This is a genomic window from Streptomyces sp. NBC_01520, from assembly GCF_045040375.1.
Lineage (GTDB): Bacteria > Actinomycetota > Actinomycetes > Streptomycetales > Streptomycetaceae > Streptomyces.
Genome location: NZ_CP109404.1, coordinates 6,664,484 through 6,680,103, shown reverse-complemented (window position 1 = coordinate 6,680,103; position 15,620 = coordinate 6,664,484). Strand labels below are relative to the sequence as shown.

General features: G+C 72.1%; 15 protein-coding genes. 6 read left to right on the top strand and 9 right to left on the bottom strand.

Annotation, left to right across the window (positions count from 1 at the left end):
- Positions 1-367: 367 nt before the first annotated feature.
- The gene (locus tag OG524_RS30120) at positions 368-2,782 is read left to right on the top strand and encodes an endonuclease/exonuclease/phosphatase family protein (protein ID WP_405387562.1); all 2,415 of its coding nucleotides are present in this window, start codon (positions 368-370) and stop codon (positions 2,780-2,782) included.
- Between the two features lie 57 nt (positions 2,783-2,839).
- On the opposite strand, the gene OG524_RS30115 is transcribed toward OG524_RS30120, so the two are convergent.
- Genes OG524_RS30115 through OG524_RS30105 form a run of 3 tightly spaced genes read right to left on the bottom strand, consistent with a single transcriptional unit; the run spans position 2,840 to position 5,340 of the window.
- Positions 2,840-3,817 carry an alpha/beta fold hydrolase gene (locus OG524_RS30115; protein ID WP_405387563.1) on the bottom strand — a complete coding sequence of 326 codons (978 nt, stop codon included), beginning with the start codon at positions 3,815-3,817 and terminating at the stop codon, positions 2,840-2,842.
- An 18-nt stretch (positions 3,818-3,835) separates the two neighbouring features.
- Complete coding sequence (locus OG524_RS30110) at positions 3,836-5,110, bottom strand: beta-ketoacyl-[acyl-carrier-protein] synthase family protein (protein ID WP_405812017.1); 1,275 nt, start codon at positions 5,108-5,110, stop codon at positions 3,836-3,838.
- Positions 5,107-5,340: an acyl carrier protein gene (locus tag OG524_RS30105; RefSeq protein WP_405387565.1), complete on the bottom strand. Its 234-nt coding sequence runs from the start codon at positions 5,338-5,340 to the stop codon at positions 5,107-5,109. Before OG524_RS30105 ends, OG524_RS30110 begins: the two co-directional genes overlap by 4 nt.
- 386 nt (positions 5,341-5,726) lie before the next feature.
- Here OG524_RS30105 and OG524_RS30100 point away from each other — a divergent pair, with 386 nt between their 5' ends.
- The 5 genes from OG524_RS30100 (at position 5,727) to OG524_RS30080 (ending at position 10,898) form a co-directional block, all read left to right on the top strand.
- Positions 5,727-6,458, top strand: coding sequence for a nitroreductase family protein (locus tag OG524_RS30100; RefSeq protein WP_405387566.1), 732 nt, complete (start codon positions 5,727-5,729; stop codon positions 6,456-6,458).
- Between the two features lie 214 nt (positions 6,459-6,672).
- Positions 6,673-8,223, top strand: coding sequence for a peptidoglycan-binding protein (locus tag OG524_RS30095; RefSeq protein WP_405812016.1), 1,551 nt, complete (start codon positions 6,673-6,675; stop codon positions 8,221-8,223).
- 53 nt (positions 8,224-8,276) lie between these two features.
- Positions 8,277-9,119, top strand: a complete 843-nt coding sequence (locus OG524_RS30090) for a hypothetical protein (RefSeq protein WP_405387568.1) — start codon at positions 8,277-8,279, stop codon at positions 9,117-9,119.
- Positions 9,120-9,283: 164 nt separating this feature from the next.
- Complete coding sequence (locus tag OG524_RS30085; protein ID WP_405387569.1) at positions 9,284-9,709, top strand: DUF3291 domain-containing protein; 426 nt, start codon at positions 9,284-9,286, stop codon at positions 9,707-9,709.
- 352 nt (positions 9,710-10,061) lie between these two features.
- Positions 10,062-10,898, top strand: coding sequence for a DUF3626 domain-containing protein (locus tag OG524_RS30080; protein ID WP_405387570.1), 837 nt, complete (start codon positions 10,062-10,064; stop codon positions 10,896-10,898).
- On the opposite strand, the gene OG524_RS30075 is transcribed toward OG524_RS30080, so the two are convergent.
- The 6 genes from OG524_RS30075 to OG524_RS30050 all read right to left on the bottom strand — a co-directional run bounded on the left by OG524_RS30075 (position 10,858) and on the right by OG524_RS30050 (position 15,379).
- Complete coding sequence (locus OG524_RS30075; RefSeq protein ID WP_405387571.1) at positions 10,858-11,631, bottom strand: urease accessory protein UreD; 774 nt, start codon at positions 11,629-11,631, stop codon at positions 10,858-10,860. The genes OG524_RS30080 and OG524_RS30075 overlap by 41 nt on opposite strands.
- Positions 11,628-12,302 (bottom strand): urease accessory protein UreG, encoded by a 675-nt coding sequence (ureG, locus tag OG524_RS30070; RefSeq protein WP_405393047.1) that lies wholly within the window; start codon positions 12,300-12,302, stop codon positions 11,628-11,630. The genes OG524_RS30075 and ureG overlap by 4 nt, the downstream gene beginning before the upstream one ends.
- A 79-nt stretch (positions 12,303-12,381) precedes the next feature.
- Complete coding sequence (locus OG524_RS30065; RefSeq protein WP_405387572.1) at positions 12,382-13,047, bottom strand: urease accessory protein UreF; 666 nt, start codon at positions 13,045-13,047, stop codon at positions 12,382-12,384.
- Complete coding sequence (locus OG524_RS30060) at positions 13,047-14,750, bottom strand: urease subunit alpha (RefSeq protein ID WP_405812015.1); 1,704 nt, start codon at positions 14,748-14,750, stop codon at positions 13,047-13,049. Before OG524_RS30060 ends, OG524_RS30065 begins: the two co-directional genes overlap by 1 nt.
- A complete protein-coding gene (locus OG524_RS30055; protein ID WP_405387575.1) occupies positions 14,751-15,080 on the bottom strand; it encodes an urease subunit beta in 330 nt (109 codons plus the stop codon).
- Entirely contained in the window at positions 15,077-15,379 is a 303-nt protein-coding gene (locus OG524_RS30050; RefSeq protein WP_405387576.1) for an urease subunit gamma, read from the bottom strand. The genes OG524_RS30055 and OG524_RS30050 overlap by 4 nt, the downstream gene beginning before the upstream one ends.
- Between the last annotated feature and the right edge of the window lie 241 nt (positions 15,380-15,620).

Here is a 15,620-nt window from a genome sequence, read left to right as displayed (position 1 = left end):
TCGCGCGGGCTCCGTGTGTTCAGGCCCGGTGACACGCCGCGGAGCACACGCGCTTCAGGTCGACATGACCTCGCGTCGTCAGGTGTGCGGATCGCTGCATGCCGCGCAACGTAGCCGGAACGGCGTAAGCCGGTCAAACCACTGCCCGCATGCTGGGACACCTGTCCACGGACGTGTGTTGCGCGCGTATTGCGCCGCGTTGAAGGGGTGTTGAGAGCGTGTGGCGGCACCGTTTCCGCGCTTGACACGGACCGGCCGCGGCTTCCACGCACCCGGGCGTTTCCAGGAATTAACCTCTTGATGCCTTGTCACTCCAGGTCTACGCGCATAGCTTTTGCCACCTCACTACAACTTGGGGGCAGTTCCCGTGCACATAGCCAGACCCGGCTCCGCCCTGCTGGCCGGCGCCGTCGCCGTAACCCTCTCGGTGACCGCGCTGCCCGCCGCCTTCGCGGCCCCGTCCTCGTCCGCCGTGATCTCCGAGGTGTACGGCGGCGGCGGCAACTCCGGTGCGACGCTCACCCGTGACTTCATCGAGCTGGCCAACGCCGGTGCGAGCCCGTTCGGCCTGTCCGGCTTCAGCGTCCAGTACCTGCCGGGCACCGCCTCGGCCGGCTCGCTGTGGCAGGTCTCCGAGCTGTCCGGCGCCGTCGCGCCCGGCGGCCGCTACCTCGTCGCGCAGGCCGCGGGCACCGGCGGCACGGTGGCCCTGCCGACCGCCGACGCCACCGGCACCGTCGCGATGTCCGCGGCGAGCGGCACCGTCGCGCTCGTGTCCGGCACCACCCCGCTGACCTGCAAGACCGCCGCGGACTGTGCCGTGGACACCCGGATCGTCGACCTCGTCGGCTACGGCTCCGCCGTCGTGCGCGAGGGCGGCGGCCCGGCGACGGGTACGTCGGCCACCGCCTCCGTGGCGCGCGGCACGTCCCTCGCGGACACCGACGACAACGCCGCCGACCTGACCGCGGGCACCCCGACCCCGGTCAACGCGGCCGGTGAGACCTCCGGCGGCTCCGGCCCCGGCGAGCCCGGCGGGCCGACCGAGCCCGGAACCGTGCGGGTGCACGACATCCAGGGCACGACGCGGGTCTCCCCGCTCGTGGGCCAGTCGGTGGCCGGGGTCCCCGGCATCGTCACCGGCGTACGCACCAGCGGTTCGCGCGGCTTCTGGATCCAGGACACGGCGCCGGACGCCGACGCCCGCACGAGCGAGGGCCTGTTCGTCTACACCGGCTCCACCGCGCCGACCGTGGCCGTTGGCGACTCGGTCCTGGTCAGCGGCAAGGTGGCCGAGTACTACCCGTCCTCCACCACCCAGTCGCTCACCCAGCTCACCGCCCCGAAGTCCACCGTCCTGTCCTCGGGCAACCCCCTGCCGGCGCCCGTCGTCCTCGACGCGAAGTCGGTGCCGGAGGCCTACGTCCCGACGGCGGACGGCGGGTCGATCGACGCGCTGGCGCTGGACCCGGCCACATACGCCCTGGACCTGTACGAGTCGGTCGAGGGCGCCCGTGCCACGATCGCCGACACCCGGGTGACGGGGGCGACGACCGCGTACGACGAGGTCTGGGTGACGGTCAAGCCGGAGGAGAACCGCACCCGGCGCGGCGGCACGATCTACGCCTCGTACGAGGACCAGAACACCGGCCGCATCAAGGTGATGTCGCTGAACGCCGCGCAGCCGGTCCCGGTGGCGGACGTGGGCGACGAGCTCTCCGGCTCCACCACGGGCGTCATCGACTACGCGTCGTTCGGCGGGTACAACCTCCAGGCCACCGAGCTCGGCACCCTCACCGACAACGGGCTGCGGCGCGAGGTGACGCGGAAGCAGAAGCGCAAGGAGCTCGCGGTCGCCACGTACAACGTGGAGAACCTCGACGCGCTCGACGAGCAGACCAAGTTCGACACGCTCGCCTCCGGGGTCGCTGTCAGCCTCTCCTCCCCCGACATCGTCTCGCTGGAGGAGATCCAGGACGACAACGGCGCGACGAACGACGGGTCGGTCGGCTCCGAGGCGACGCTGAAGCGGTTCACGGACGCGATCGTCGCGGCGGGCGGCCCCCGGTACGCGTGGCGCTACGTCGCCCCCGTCGACGGCCAGGACGGTGGCGAGCCCGGCGGCAACATCCGTAACGTCTTCCTCTTCAACCCGGAGCGGGTCGACTTCGTGGACCGCGAGGGCGGCGACGCGACCACCGCGGTGCAGGCCGTGAAGACGAAGAAGGGTGTCACCCTCTCCGTCTCGCCCGGCCGGATCAACCCGGCGAGCACCGCCTGGGAAGACAGCCGCAAGCCGCTCGTGGGCGAGTTCCGCTTCCGTGGCGAGCCGGTCTTCGTCATCGGCAACCACTTCGCGTCCAAGGGTGGCGACCAGCCGCTGCACGGCCGCTACCAGGAGCCGGTGCGCTCTTCGGAGACGAAGCGTGTGCAGCAGGCGGCGGAGGTCAACTCCTTCGTCACCTCGCTGCTGAAGGCGGACAAGTCGGCGCGGGTGGTCACGCTCGGCGACCTGAACGACTTCGCGTTCTCCCCGACGATGGACGCGCTGACTCGTGACAGGGTCCTCAGGCCGCTCATCACGACGCTGCCCGCGAACGAGCAGTACAGCTACGTGTACGACGGCAACTCGCAGACGCTGGACCACATCCTGACCAGTCCCGCGATCCGCCGCTTCGACTACGACGTGGTGCACATCAACGCGGAGTTCGCCGACCAGGCGAGCGACCACGACCCGCAGATCGTGCGGATCGACGTGAAGGGCTCCGGCCGCACGCACTGACGGCCCCGGGGGCGGATCCGGGCCGGTCACGGCCGGATCCGCCCCCGGACACCTCCGCTACACCCCCCGGACGGGCAGGTCCGCGAGGCCGCCGGGCCGTCGCGCGGCCGAGCCGTCCGACGCCGATACCTGGTGCGGGAGAGGCGCGGGTGCCGCCGCCGTCGAGGGGCCAACCGGCCGGTCCGTGAAGAAGCCCGTGACGAGTGCGGCCACCTCGCCGGACCGCTCCAGCACCACCCAGTGGTCCGATTCCGGCAGTGTCAGGAAGCGGCTGTCCTCGATCGTCGCTGCGAACTCCCGCTGCCGCTCCGGCGGAGTCACCGTGTCGTGCTCCCCCGCGAAGACCAGCGTGGGCACGCCGGACAGGCCTCCCGAGAAGTCCGGCCGGTCTCCCAGCGCCCGGTGCAGCGAGTCGGCGGCGTGCGGTGAACCGTCGCTGAGCGCGTGCAGGAAGGAACGGCGTACGTAGCGCCGGGCGAGCTCCCTGCGGTACACCGGCCTGTCCGGGTCCAGGCACATCAGCCCGTCGGCCGCCAGCGCCGCGAAGCCTTCCTTGTCCCCCTCGGCCAGCCGCCGCGTCGCCCGGTGCCAGTAGTCGCGCTGCGCCTCGCCGATGTGCACGGGTACGCCGCCGAGGGCGAGCCTGGCGATCCGCCCCGGGTCGTGCCGTGCGCAGCCGAACGCGATGGCGGCCCCGTACGAGAAGCCGAACAGGTTGATCCGGGGTGCGCCGATGTCGTCGATGATCCCCGTGACCGCGGCGCGCAGGATGTCGGCGCTGGGTCCGGGCGGCAGCGGGTCGGCGGTGCCCATGCCCGGCAGGTCCGCGGTCACCACGTCGGCCACCGGGCCGAGGTGGTCGTCCATCTGCGGCCAGCCGAACATACCCTGCAGCGCGCCGCCCAGGACGAGTACGGGCTCGGTTCCCGGTCCGCCCTCCCGTACGGCCGGGTCGGCCGGTTCCGCGCGGGGCAGGAGGCGGTAGTGGTACCGAAGGCCGTGCACGGACAGGGACCGGATGATCTCCTCGGACATGCTGCTCCTCGCTTCCCGTCAGGCTCTGGTGAGCACGAGCGCCGCGTTGTGACCGCCGAAGCCGAGCGACGTCTTGACGGCGCAGTCGAAGGCACCCCGTCTGGCCTCCTTGCTCACCACGTCCACGGGGATGCCGGGGTCGGGGGCGTCAAGGTTGACCGTCGGCGGCACGAGCTGGTGCTGGAGCGCCAGGACGGTCAGCGCGGCCTCGATGCCTCCCGCGGCACCGAGGGTGTGGCCGGTCATCGCCTTGGTGGACGTCACGAGGGGCCGCTCGCCCAGGACCCGGCGCAGCATGGTCGCCTCGATGAGGTCGTTGGCGACGGTCGAGGTGCCGTGGGCGTTGACGTGGCCGATGTCGGAGGCGTCGAGGCCTGCGTCGGACAGTGCGGTGCGCAGCGCGCGCTCGATGCCGAGGCCGTCGGGGTCGGGGGCGACGGCGGAGTGGGCGTCGCTGGACGCCCCGTAACCGGCGACGCGGGCGCGGACGGTGGCCCCGCGGGCGCGGGCGTGCTCGGGACGCTCCAGTACGAGGAGACCGGCGCCCTCTCCGACGACGAAGCCGTCGCGGTGGGTGTCGAAGGGCCGGCAGGCCGCCTGCGGGTCGTCGCGGCGGGTGGAGACGGCCCGCATCTGGCAGGCGCTGGCGATCAGCAGCCGGGAGCGGACGGATTCGGCGCCGCCCGCGACGACGATGTCGCACGCCCCGGTGCGGAGCATCTGGTGGGCGGTGCCGATGGCGACGGTGCCGGAGGAGCAGGCGGTGGAGACGGCCAGGCTCGGACCGTGGACGCCCAGGTCCATGGCGACGCTGCTGGCGGCGCCGTTGACGACGGTCAGCGGGGCGAGCTTCGGGGAGACGCGGCGTGCGCCGCGCTCGGTGAGCGTGGTGTGCTGCTCGTCGTAGAAGGGCAGCCCGCCGTGTGCGGAGCCGATGACGACGGCGACCCGGCCGCTGTCCCAGACCGACGGGTCGAGCCCCGCGTCGGCGACGGCCTCACGGGCGGCGATCACGGCGAGCTGCGAGAAGCGGTCCATCAGCCGCTGGGCGGCGACCCCCAGGGCGGCCCGGGTGTCCAGTCCGGTGACGGTGTACATGAAGTCGCAGGGCAGTCCAGCGAGTTCGGGAATGTGGTGGACGGAGGGGGCGGCGGCCGTGTCGCACACCCCCCGCCATGCGGCGTCGACGCCCACACCGGCGGCGGTGACCAGGCCGAGGCCGGTGACCGCGGCGCTGAACGGCTCGGTTCCCGGCCGGCCGGCCGGCTGTGCGAACGGCCCGCGGGCCGTCACGCTCCGGCCTTGCCGCACACGGCCGCGACCAGTTGGCCGAGGGTGTCGCGCGAGGACAGGACGACGTCCTCCAGATCGATGTCCATCCGGTCCTCGATGAGGAGCCGGAGCTCCTCCAGAGCGAGCGAGTCCAGGCGCAGTTGACGAAGTGGCACCTCCGGACGGATGGTCTGGGGGTCGGTTCCGAACCTGGTGACGAGCAACGCGCTGATCTCTTCCGAGGTGCTCATGGGGAGGCTCCTCCGCTCTCGGTACGCGGTGACGCCGGCCGCGTGGTGGGTGAGATGCCATCGGGGACGCCGGCTGCTCCAAAGGGACCCTTTATACGCCTCCGCTGCGGGATTTCCGGCCACCGTTCCCCCGGAAGAAGTGGGGACGGCCAGGTGTACGAATCCGCCGTGCCGAGGCCGCGAGTGACATGACGGGTGCGGGCGCCGGGTCGCGGAGGCCGCCGTCCGGCGAAGGCCCTCCCCCGGTTGACCGCACAGCCGCGCGCGGCTTCCCCGGGTGCGGCTCCGGTGCCAACGGTCCGCGCGGGGCACGCCCAGCCGGGAGCCGCGTGCGGGCGCCCGGCAGGGCTCCCGGCAGCGGAACCAGGCCCGTAAACTCCGCGATCATGACCTTCGAAACGGTTCAGGCCGACGCGTCCGCCCTCGACGGACCCGCACTCTTCCCGACCATGTCCACGATGCGCGCCATGCGCCGCCTCAAGCCGGACGCCGTACCGGACGAGACGATCGATCAGCTCATACAGGCCGCGGTCTGGGGGCCCAGCGGCGGCAACATGCAGTGCTACGAGTACGTGGTCGTCACCGACCGGGAGGTCATGGCCCGGCTGGCCCCGCTGTGGAAGCGGTGCGTGGACGCCTATCTGGCGACGACCGGCAAGCACGCGCCGGAGGGCATGGACGACGCGGCGTACGGCCGGATGGTGGCGGCCATCGAGTACCAGCGCGACCACTTCGCGGACACGCCGGTGCTGATCATCCCCTGTTACAAGTTCCCGGAGCCGCGCTTCGACGAGGAGGGCCTGGGCGTCTACGCGCAGGCCCTCGGCCCGGCGGGCCTGGAGCACATGACGAACACGCAGACCCGCTTCCAGGCGCTCGCGGAGGGTTCCTGCGTCTATCCGGGCGTGCAGAACCTCCTGCTCGCGGCCCGGGCGCTGGGTCTCGCGGCCAACGTCACCATCTGGCACCTGTTCCTGGAGCAGGAGTGGAAGGAGGCCCTGGGGATCCCCGCGGACACGCACACCTTCGCGGCCATTCCGGTGGGTCTGCCGCAGGGCAATTTCGGACCGGTCCGCCGCCGCCCGGTGGCCGACGTCATCCACCGGGACCGCTGGTAGCCGCACCTCCTGCCGCCGCCCCCTGCCGGGGGTGACGGCCTCTGCGGCGGAAGCCCGATCCTCAGTCCAACTCCATTGGAGTGAAAGGGACTTGGACACGCCAGGACACCATTGTCATGCCTCGATCATGTAGATAGCCTGTGCGAGCTCAACGGCCCTCGGCCCACCCCACCGGGTCCGGGGGCCTTCTTCCCTCCACGGACCAGGAGCAGGTATGCCCCGACGCCCCGCAGGCCACACCGGCAGACGAGCAGCAGTTCTGGCGGCCGTCGCCGCCACCGCCCTCGTCGCCACCGGCCATCCGGCACCGGCCGCCCAGACCGGGCAGGACCCCATGAACCAGGCCTTCGCCGAGGCTGCCGAGGAGTTCGACGTACCGCGTGACCTGCTCGCCGCCGTCGGCTACGGGGAGACACACCTCGACGGGCACGCCGGCCGCCCCAGCCAGGCCAACGGCTACGGCGTGATGCACCTCGTCAGCAACCCCACGAACCGCTCCCTGGAGAAGGCCGCCGCCCTGACGGGCGAGTCCGCCGCCACGCTCCGCCGGGACGCGGACGCCAACATCCTGGGCGGCGCGGCGGTGCTGCGCAGCCACGCCGACGCCCTCGGCCTGGACCGGGCCGAACGCCGCGACATCGACGCCTGGTACCCGGCCGTCGCCCGGTACAGCGGGGCCCGGGGCGCGGTCGCGGCCCTGTACGCCGACACCGTCTACACCTTCCTCGCCGAGGGTCTGCGGACGACGGTCCCGGGCGGCGAGCGGATCTCGGTCACCTCCCGTCCGGTCTCCCCGCAGAAGGGTTCCCTGGCCACGGCCGACGTCACCACCCAGAGCCCCGACTACCCTTCGGCGCTCTGGGTGCCCGCGAGTTCCGCCAACTACGCGACGGGCAGGACGGCGACGATCGACAAGGTGGTCGTCCACGTCACCCAGGGCTCGTACGCCGGCTCCATCAGCTGGTTCCAGAACCCGGCGTCCCAGGTCAGCGCCCACTACCTGATCCGGTCCTCGGACGGCGAGATCACCCAGATGGTGCGTGACGCGAACACCGCGTGGCATGCCAGGAGCGCCAACGCCTCGTCGCTCGGCATCGAGCACGAGGGCTACGTCGACGACCCGTCGTGGTTCACCGACCCGATGTACCGCTCCTCGGCGGCCCTGACGGCGTACCTCTGCAACCGGTACGGGATCCCGAAGGACCGGTCCCACGTCATCGGGCACAGCGAGGCCCCCGGGAACGACCACACCGACCCGGGCGTCAACTGGAACTGGACCTACTACATGCAGCTCGTCGGCGGCTCCGGCGGCGGCAGCGGGAGCGACGAACTGAGCTTCAGCTCGTACGCGACCCAGCAGTCCGGCTCGTCGGGCGCACAGGTCAAGGCCGTGCAGAAGCTGCTCAACGACCAGGGATACGCGGCGGGTGCCGTGGACGGCTCCTTCGGCCCGGCCACGAAGAGCGCCGTCCAGGCGTTCCAGACGGCCCGGGGGCTCACCGCCGACGGCACGGTCGGCCCGAAGACCTGGACCGCGCTGCTCTCGGCCGGGACGACGCCGACGCTCGTCAAGGGCAGCTCGGGCGACGCGGTGAAGCGGCTGCAGCGGTCGCTGACCGCGGCGCTCGGCTCGACGGTGGCCATCGACGGCGCCTTCGGTACGGCGACGGACACGGCCGTACGCGGCTATCAGAGCTCGCGCGGCCTGACGGTCGACGGCAGTGTCGGCCCCAACACCTGGGCGGCCCTGCAGAACGGCCGCTGACCCGGCCCCCGACGGCCTCGTGCCCCGCCCCAGCCTGCTGAGTACGCGTACTCATGACCGGGTCCCGCTCCACCGGGACGATGACGGGCAGGTACAGGGCGGGGCACGACGACGCACGGTCGGGGGACGGCATGGGACGGTTCGTGGGGGCGGCACTGGCTTTGGCGGTGCTGGCCGGGGCACTGGTTGCCGCGCACGCGTCGGGGATGTCCCTGTCGCTGCTGCTGGGCGCCGCGGCGGGAGTGCTGGGCCTGCTGTGGCTTCTCCTCCTTCTGACCGTGCCGTGGAACCTCTACTTCCGGGCGCATACCGTGCTGGCCGAGATCGAGGTGAGCCGCGGCAAGGGCCTGGCGGTTCCGGAGGCGCGGGACGCCGAGGCGACGCGGATCGCCCGGACGATGCTGCGGGTGGCTCTCGCAGGACACCTCCTGACCGCGGCCCTGGCCCTCGCGGTCACGGTGGCCACGGGCGCCATGACGGGATACTGGTTCGCCGGCTTCTTCCTGCTGAGCACCGTGTTCCGGCCGGCGGGCGCCTACTTCGGGCAGTTGCGGCGCAGGCTGAGCAGGCTGCTGAAGGACGTGACGTTCCCGCGTGACGACGTGCTGGAGCTGCGCAAGCAGGTCGATCTGCTGCAGGACGGCGCGAAAGCCCTGGACAAGCGGGCCCAGGGCCAGGAACAGGCCCTGTCCGAACTGCGCGGCACGGTGGCCGCGTTGACCCACTCCGTCCAGGCGCGTGCGGACGAGACCGACCGGCGAATCGCCGCCCTGGCCCGCGAATTCGAGGCCACCGTCAATCGCCTGACGGACAATCAGGAGATCATCGCGGGCCTGAAGGCCTTCCTGCGGCTGCTGCGGACGACCGACGGCACCGCCGCCCGCCCGCAGCTCTGAGCCCACCGACAGGGGCAGGCCGTGCGTCACCCCTCGGTGACGTACGGCCTCCGGGCCGACCTTCGGGGCCGACACACCACCAAACCCCTAGCCATTGGAGAGCATCACTCTCTAACATGGAGAGCAGACAGCACCACTATCCACATTGGAAGGTGAGCACGTCGATGCCGACTCTCCCGTGGGTCACCCCGCACCCCGCCCCGTCCGAAGGCACGACCGTCGTCATGGCTTCGCGCTTCGAGGTCCGTTCCCTGAAGGACGTACCGCGCTTCTTCCTGAAGTCCCTGGCGGCGTGGAAGCAGGTACGGTCCGCGCCGGGCGCGTTCGGCGCCTCGCTCATCGCGCAGCCCACACGGCGGGTGTTCTTCACACTCTCCGCGTGGGAGAGCCGCGACGCGGTGTACGCCTACGCCAGGACCGAGCCGCACCGCACCGTGATGACCGACCTGAGGCCCACGATGCGGTCCTCGACGTTCACGTTCTGGGAGGCGCCGGTCGGTGACCTGCCGATCACCTGGGAGGAGGCGAAGCGACGCATCGAGGAGCAGCGGCGGACGGACGCCGCAGGTCCGAAGAACGCGACGGCCTGACGCCGGCCCACCCGCCCCGCGCTCCGGAGCGCACCCGGTACACCTCGGTGCGCCTTCCCGCGGGAGCCGTCGCCGGGCGACTCCGGGCACTGCCGGCACCCGCAGGCGGAACCGATGGGGGGCGGTCAGGCATGGCTCGTAGGCAGTCGGCATGCGGAGCACTCACCCGGAAGGGCACACGCTGCCGCCGGCCGGCCATGGTGGGGGCCTCCCGGTGCGACCGGCATCAAGGCGACCGGTCGAAGTACACCGTGGCGCGGCGCAGAGCGGGCGAGCAGGGGCGGTTCCCGTCAGCGGGGCGACGGGGGAAAGTGGCGGGCGCCGCCGGTCCGGGCTCTGGCAGACTGGGCCGGTGCGCACCGATCCCCCGCGCCCGCCGCAGGAGCGGGCCCTTCGCCATGTGGCCGCCCTGTCCTCGGGGTTGCCGCTCGATCCCTCGCTGCGTGTGACGCTGAACTTCCACCCTGACCGGGTCTCCGGCGGCCGTACGGTCCTGGAGCGGCTGGCCGGCGACGGTGTGTACGCGTCCCAGTTCGTCACCGGCACGGGCAACGGCGGGCTCACCGCGTATCCGGGCGGTGACCGGTGGCGCTGGGAGAGCCGTATCTTCGGCGGCGCGTACGACGACGCGGCCGCCCATGAGCGGCCCGTGTACGGGGCGTTGGACTTCCGCCGCTCCCCCGTCGGCGCCGCTCCCCGGTTCGGTTCCGCCCATCTGCGGCTCACCGCCGACGCGTTGGCGTACACCACGTTGTGTTACCCGGACAGCGCTGCCGAACCGTCGGACTTCGGTGTGGCGAAGGCCGGTGCGCGGCTCGTCGCGCTCGCCGAGGCCGACCACAGGGACGCCCTGGACGACTACGTCGAGGCGCAGGTCCACCGGCCGGTCCGGCTCGACCGCCATGTGGAGGCGGTCGTGCTCGACCCCTGCTACCGGGGCACGGAGGTGGAGACCGCCGCCCGCGCGCTGCCCTGCCCGGTGCAGTGGCACGGCGGTTTCCGCCTGTCCGTGGCGGAGTTGCGGCGCCGCCCGGGGTACCGGGGGCAGGAGTACGTCGATCTGGGGGCCGCGCTGGCGGTCGACGGGTTCCTGGATCCGGGGGTCATCGGCGAGGCCGCGCGCGGTGGGCGCCACGACCCGCAGGACCTCAAGCGGGTGTGGCACTGCCTGGCGCGCTTCGGCCGGTGAGCGCGGTGAAGGACTCCCGCCAGGCCTCCCAGACCGCCGTGAGCCCGCTCTCCACGGCCGGGGCCGCGGTGTCCAGCAGCCGCACCTGTGCTCCGGGGCCCGCGAAGTCCATGCGGTAGGGGTGGTCCGGGCCGCCGGGGTCGGCCCCCAGGGCGGTGACGGCGCCGACGACGCGGTGCGGTCCGAGGAGGCCGGGCAGTTCGCGCAGGTCCGGGTCGCTGAGGTCGAGGTCCTCCACCAGGAGCTCCCGTCCCTCGTGGGTGGCCCGAGTGGTTGCCCGTACGCTGCCGCCCCGTTCGCCGGAACGGCCCAGGACGAGGGTGTCGCGCCAGAGCATCCTTGCCCCGGGGGCCAGGTCGGCCTCCATCGCGCGGGTCACCTCGGCGCCCGAGGAGATCACGAACGGCCGGGAGTCCCAGTACAGTTCGCCGCCCTCGGCGATCTCCACCACGGCCCGCCAGGACGAGGCGCCGCCCCGGTGGTCGTACGCGACGAGACCGGCCGGTTCCATGAGGTGCAGCCTGGCCCCCGGGCCGACCGTGACGCGGATCAGCAGGTCGTCGCCCGCGAGCAGCCCCGCCGTGGTGCCGACCAGGGCGAGGTGGAGTCCGTCGGCGGCCGGCAGGAGGGAGCGGGGGGCGAGGAAGGTGCCGGGGCCGAGGTCGCGGGCGATGTGCCGGCCGGAGGTGTCGCGGTGGACGGTGACGACGGTCGGTTCGGCCGGCGGCCTCACGGGTGCGGGTGACTGTGGGGTGCCATCGGTCCCGGGTCGTTGGGGATGTGGCTGCCGGCCCGGTGCCGGGCGAGCACCGAGCGTACCCAGTCGGCGAGTTCGACCACGGAGGCCCGGTCGTGCTTGGACAGGGCGAGGACCGGAAGGCCGTGGCGCACCGCTCCGGCGTCGGAGACCATGCCCGCCACGTCCACCTCCACATAGGGGGCGAGGTCGGTCTTGTTGATGACGAGCAGGTCCGCGCCGGTGATGCCGGGGCCGCCCTTGCGGGCCACGTCGCCGCCGCCCGCGACGTCGATGCAGAAGATCTGAGCGTCGGCCAGTGCCGGGCTGAAGGTGGCGGTGAGGTTGTCGCCGCCGCTCTCCACCAGCACCAGATCGAGCGGCCCGTACGCCTCTTCCAGGTCCTCGACGGCGTCCAGGTTGGCGCTGACGTCGTCGCGGATCGCGGTGTGCGGGCAGGCGCCGGTCTCCACGGCGCGGATGCGTTCGGTGGGCAGCACTCCCGCCGAGCGGAGGAAGCGGGCGTCCTCGTCGGTGTAGATGTCGTTCGTGACGACGGCCATGGACAGCTCGCCGGCGAGCTCGCGGCAGAGCGTGGCCAGGATGGAGCTCTTGCCCGTGCCGACGGGTCCTGCGACGCCGAGCCGCAGGGCGCCGGGCTGGTTCAGCGGTTCGTGGAAGTGCTGGTCGCCGGGGGTGGTGGTGTCGTTGCCCGGGGTGGCGGTGCCGTTGCCGGGAGTCGCGCTGTCAGGCAAGGAAGAGTCTCCGTTCGCTTCGTTCGTGTTCGAGGGCCCACTGCTCCGTGAGCGGAGCGGTGCGAGCGGGCAGGCCGGCGGGGTTCCGGACGGCCAGGGCGGAGGTCACCGCCGCCTCGGCGTCCGGGCCCGTGGCAAGGATCCAGGCGACCGAGTCGAGTGGGTCGCCGGGCAGCAGCTTGAGTGCCGCGGAGGTGATGGTCTGGAGTTCGTCGTAGACCACGGCGTACGCCAACTCCTCCTCCGTCACGTCCAGTACGGCCCCCAGCGCACCGAGGGCGACCGGGCGTAGCGGTCTCGGGCGGGCTGCCGACAGGGCGAGGACGGCCGGGTGGCCCGGGGCCAGCCGTCGCGCCAGCCGGTGCACACCCCGGCCGAGCGTGGTCGAGGCGGCCCGCAGCGGGGCAGCCGGGGTCCGGGCCTCCAGGGCCTCCTGTACGGGGCCGTAGTCCACGGGGTCCTGTCCGGCTGCGCGCAGGGCGAGGACGGCCGCCGCGGCCTCGGTGACGGCGCTGGTCCGCAGCCGGGCCCGCAGCAGGGCGGGGATCCGGTCACGGGTGAGGCCTGCCGCGACAGCCGGTTCGAGCCCGGCGCTGTAGGTGTACGCGCCGACCGGTAGCCGGCCGTCGGCGAGCAGGAGCGGTCCGAGCGCGCCCATCAGAACATGCTGTACCGCTGGGCGAGCGGCAGTTCGGTGGCCGGGGCGGGCTCGACGAGCTCCCCGTCGATACGGATCGCGAAGGTCTCCGGGTCCACGTCGATGGCGGGCAGTGCCGTGTTGTTCGGCAGGTCGGCCTTGGTCAGGTGCCGGGTGGGGCGTACGGCCACCAGTTCCCTTTCCAGCCCGAGCCGTTCGGCGAGTCCGTCCTGGAGCGCCACCGGGGCGACGAAGCTGACCGACAGGTGCGGGGCGGCGCCGGCCGCCGCGGTGGGCCTGAGCAGGACGGGCTGGGTGGTGGGGATGGCCGCGTTGGCGTCGCCGAGTGCGGCGAGCACGACCATGCCGCCCTTGATGACGGCGGCGGGCCGGATACCGAAGAAGGCGGGGTCCCACAGCACGAGGTCGGCGAGCTTGCCGGGCTCGACGGAGCCGACGACGTGGTCGATGCCGTGGGCGACTGCGGGGCAGATCGTGTACTTGGCGACATAGCGACGCGCGCGTTCGTTGTCGGCGGGCAGGGTGGTGCCCCGGTCCCCGAAGCGCTGCTTCATGACGTGGGCCACCTGCCAGGTGCGGCAGACGACTTCGCCGATGCGTCCCATGGCCTGGGCGTCGGACGAGGTGATGGACAGGGCGCCGATGTCGTGCAGGACGTCCTCGGCGGCGATGGTGGTGGCACGGATGCGCGACTCGGCGAAGGCGAGGTCCTCGGGGACACGCGGGTTGAGGTGGTGGCAGACCATCAGCATGTCGAGGTGTTCGGCCACCGTGTTGACGGTGTGCGGGAGCGTCGGATTGGTGGACGCGGGCAGGATGTTGGGGTGCGAGGCCACGGTGATGATGTCGGGTGCGTGGCCGCCGCCCGCGCCTTCGGCGTGGAAGACGTGGATGCCGCGTCCGGCGACGGCTTCGAGCGTCCCCTCCACGTATCCGGCCTCGTTGAGGCTGTCGGCGTGCAGGGCGACCTGGAGTCCGTAGGTGTCGGCGGCGCGCAGGGCCGCGTCGATCGCGGCGGGCGTCGCGCCCCAGTCCTCGTGGACCTTGTAGCCGCCGGCCCCGCCGAGCGCGGCCTCGCGGAGGCCTTCCTCGCTGACGGTGGAGCCCTTGCCGAACAGCATGACGTTGAGCGGCACCCGGTCCAGGGACCGGTGCATCATCGCGAGGTGCCTGCTGCCGGCGGTGACGGTCGTGGCCTTGGAGCCCTCGGTGGCGCCGGAACCTCCGCCGACGACGGTGGTGGTGCCCGTGGCGAGCGCCTCGTGGAGGGCCTCCGGCATCAGGAAGTGGACGTGGGTGTCGACGGCTCCGGCGGTGAGGATGCGTCCCTCGCCGGACACGACGTCGGTGCCGGGGCCGATCACCAGGCCGGGGTGGACGCCGTCGCTCATGTCGGGGTTGCCCGAGCGTCCCAGTGCGACGATCCGGCCGGCACGGATGCCGACGTCCGCCTTGACGACGCCCCAGTGGTCGAGGACGACCACGTTCGTGACGACGAGGTCGAGGGCGCCGTCCGCGCCCGAGGTGGTGGCCTGGGCCATCGACTCCCGGATGGACTTCCCACCGCCGAACACGGCCTCGTCCCCGCCGAAGCAGCGGTCCTCCTCCACCTCGATCCAGAGGTCGGTGTCGGCGAGGCGGATCCGGTCGCCGGTGGTGGGGCCGTACAGCGCGGCGTAGGCGGCGCGGGTCATCTGCGCCATTCAGCTCTCCTCCTTCGGTGCCGTACGGCTGCCGGGTGTCCCCGGCAGTACCAGGCCGGGGACCTTCCGCAGGCCACCGAGCTCGACGAGCGTGACCTCGGCGCCCACTCCGGGCTCGAAGCGCAGCGACGTTCCCGACGGAATATCGAGACGGAATCCCTCGGTAATGGTGCGGTCGAAGGAAAGCGCGGGATTAGCGGCGGGAAAATGAAGATGCGAGCCGATCTGAATGGGCCGGTCTCCGTCATTCACCACGGTGACGCGGCGCACTTCCCGGCCCGCGTTGATCTCCAGGACACCGGATCCGGTCCGGATCTCACCCGGGATCACGGGATCGGGGAGGTGATCGTGACGAGCTTCCGCCCGTCGGGAAAGGTCGCTTCGACCTGGACGTCGTGGAGCATCTCCGGAACACCTTCAAGCACGTCGGAGCGGGTGAGGACGGTGCGTCCCGCGGTCATGAGATCGCTGACGCGGGCGCCCTCGCGGGCCCGCTCCATGACCCAGCAGGCGAGCAGGGAAACGGACTCGGGATAGTTCAGCAGTACGCCGCGTTCACGCCGGTCACGGGCGACCATTCCGGCAACACTCAGCAGCAATTTCTCCGTGTCGGACGGAGTGAGAAACATGGGAAACCTCCATGCCGGCGGTCCCCGGAATTCCCGGACTCGCCTGATCCACCTTCCTCTTATAAGCCCCTCGACCCGATGGTGGCAACTCGCCTCGCACCACAAAAAGTCCCTTTCTAGCGTTATGAACCACCATATACGGGCAAGCCGGACGAATTTTGATCTTCGGGGGAACACGCGGAGAGGTGGTTCCGTGCCCCCGGAAGGGGACACGGAACCACCTCTCACGGGGTCTCAGCAG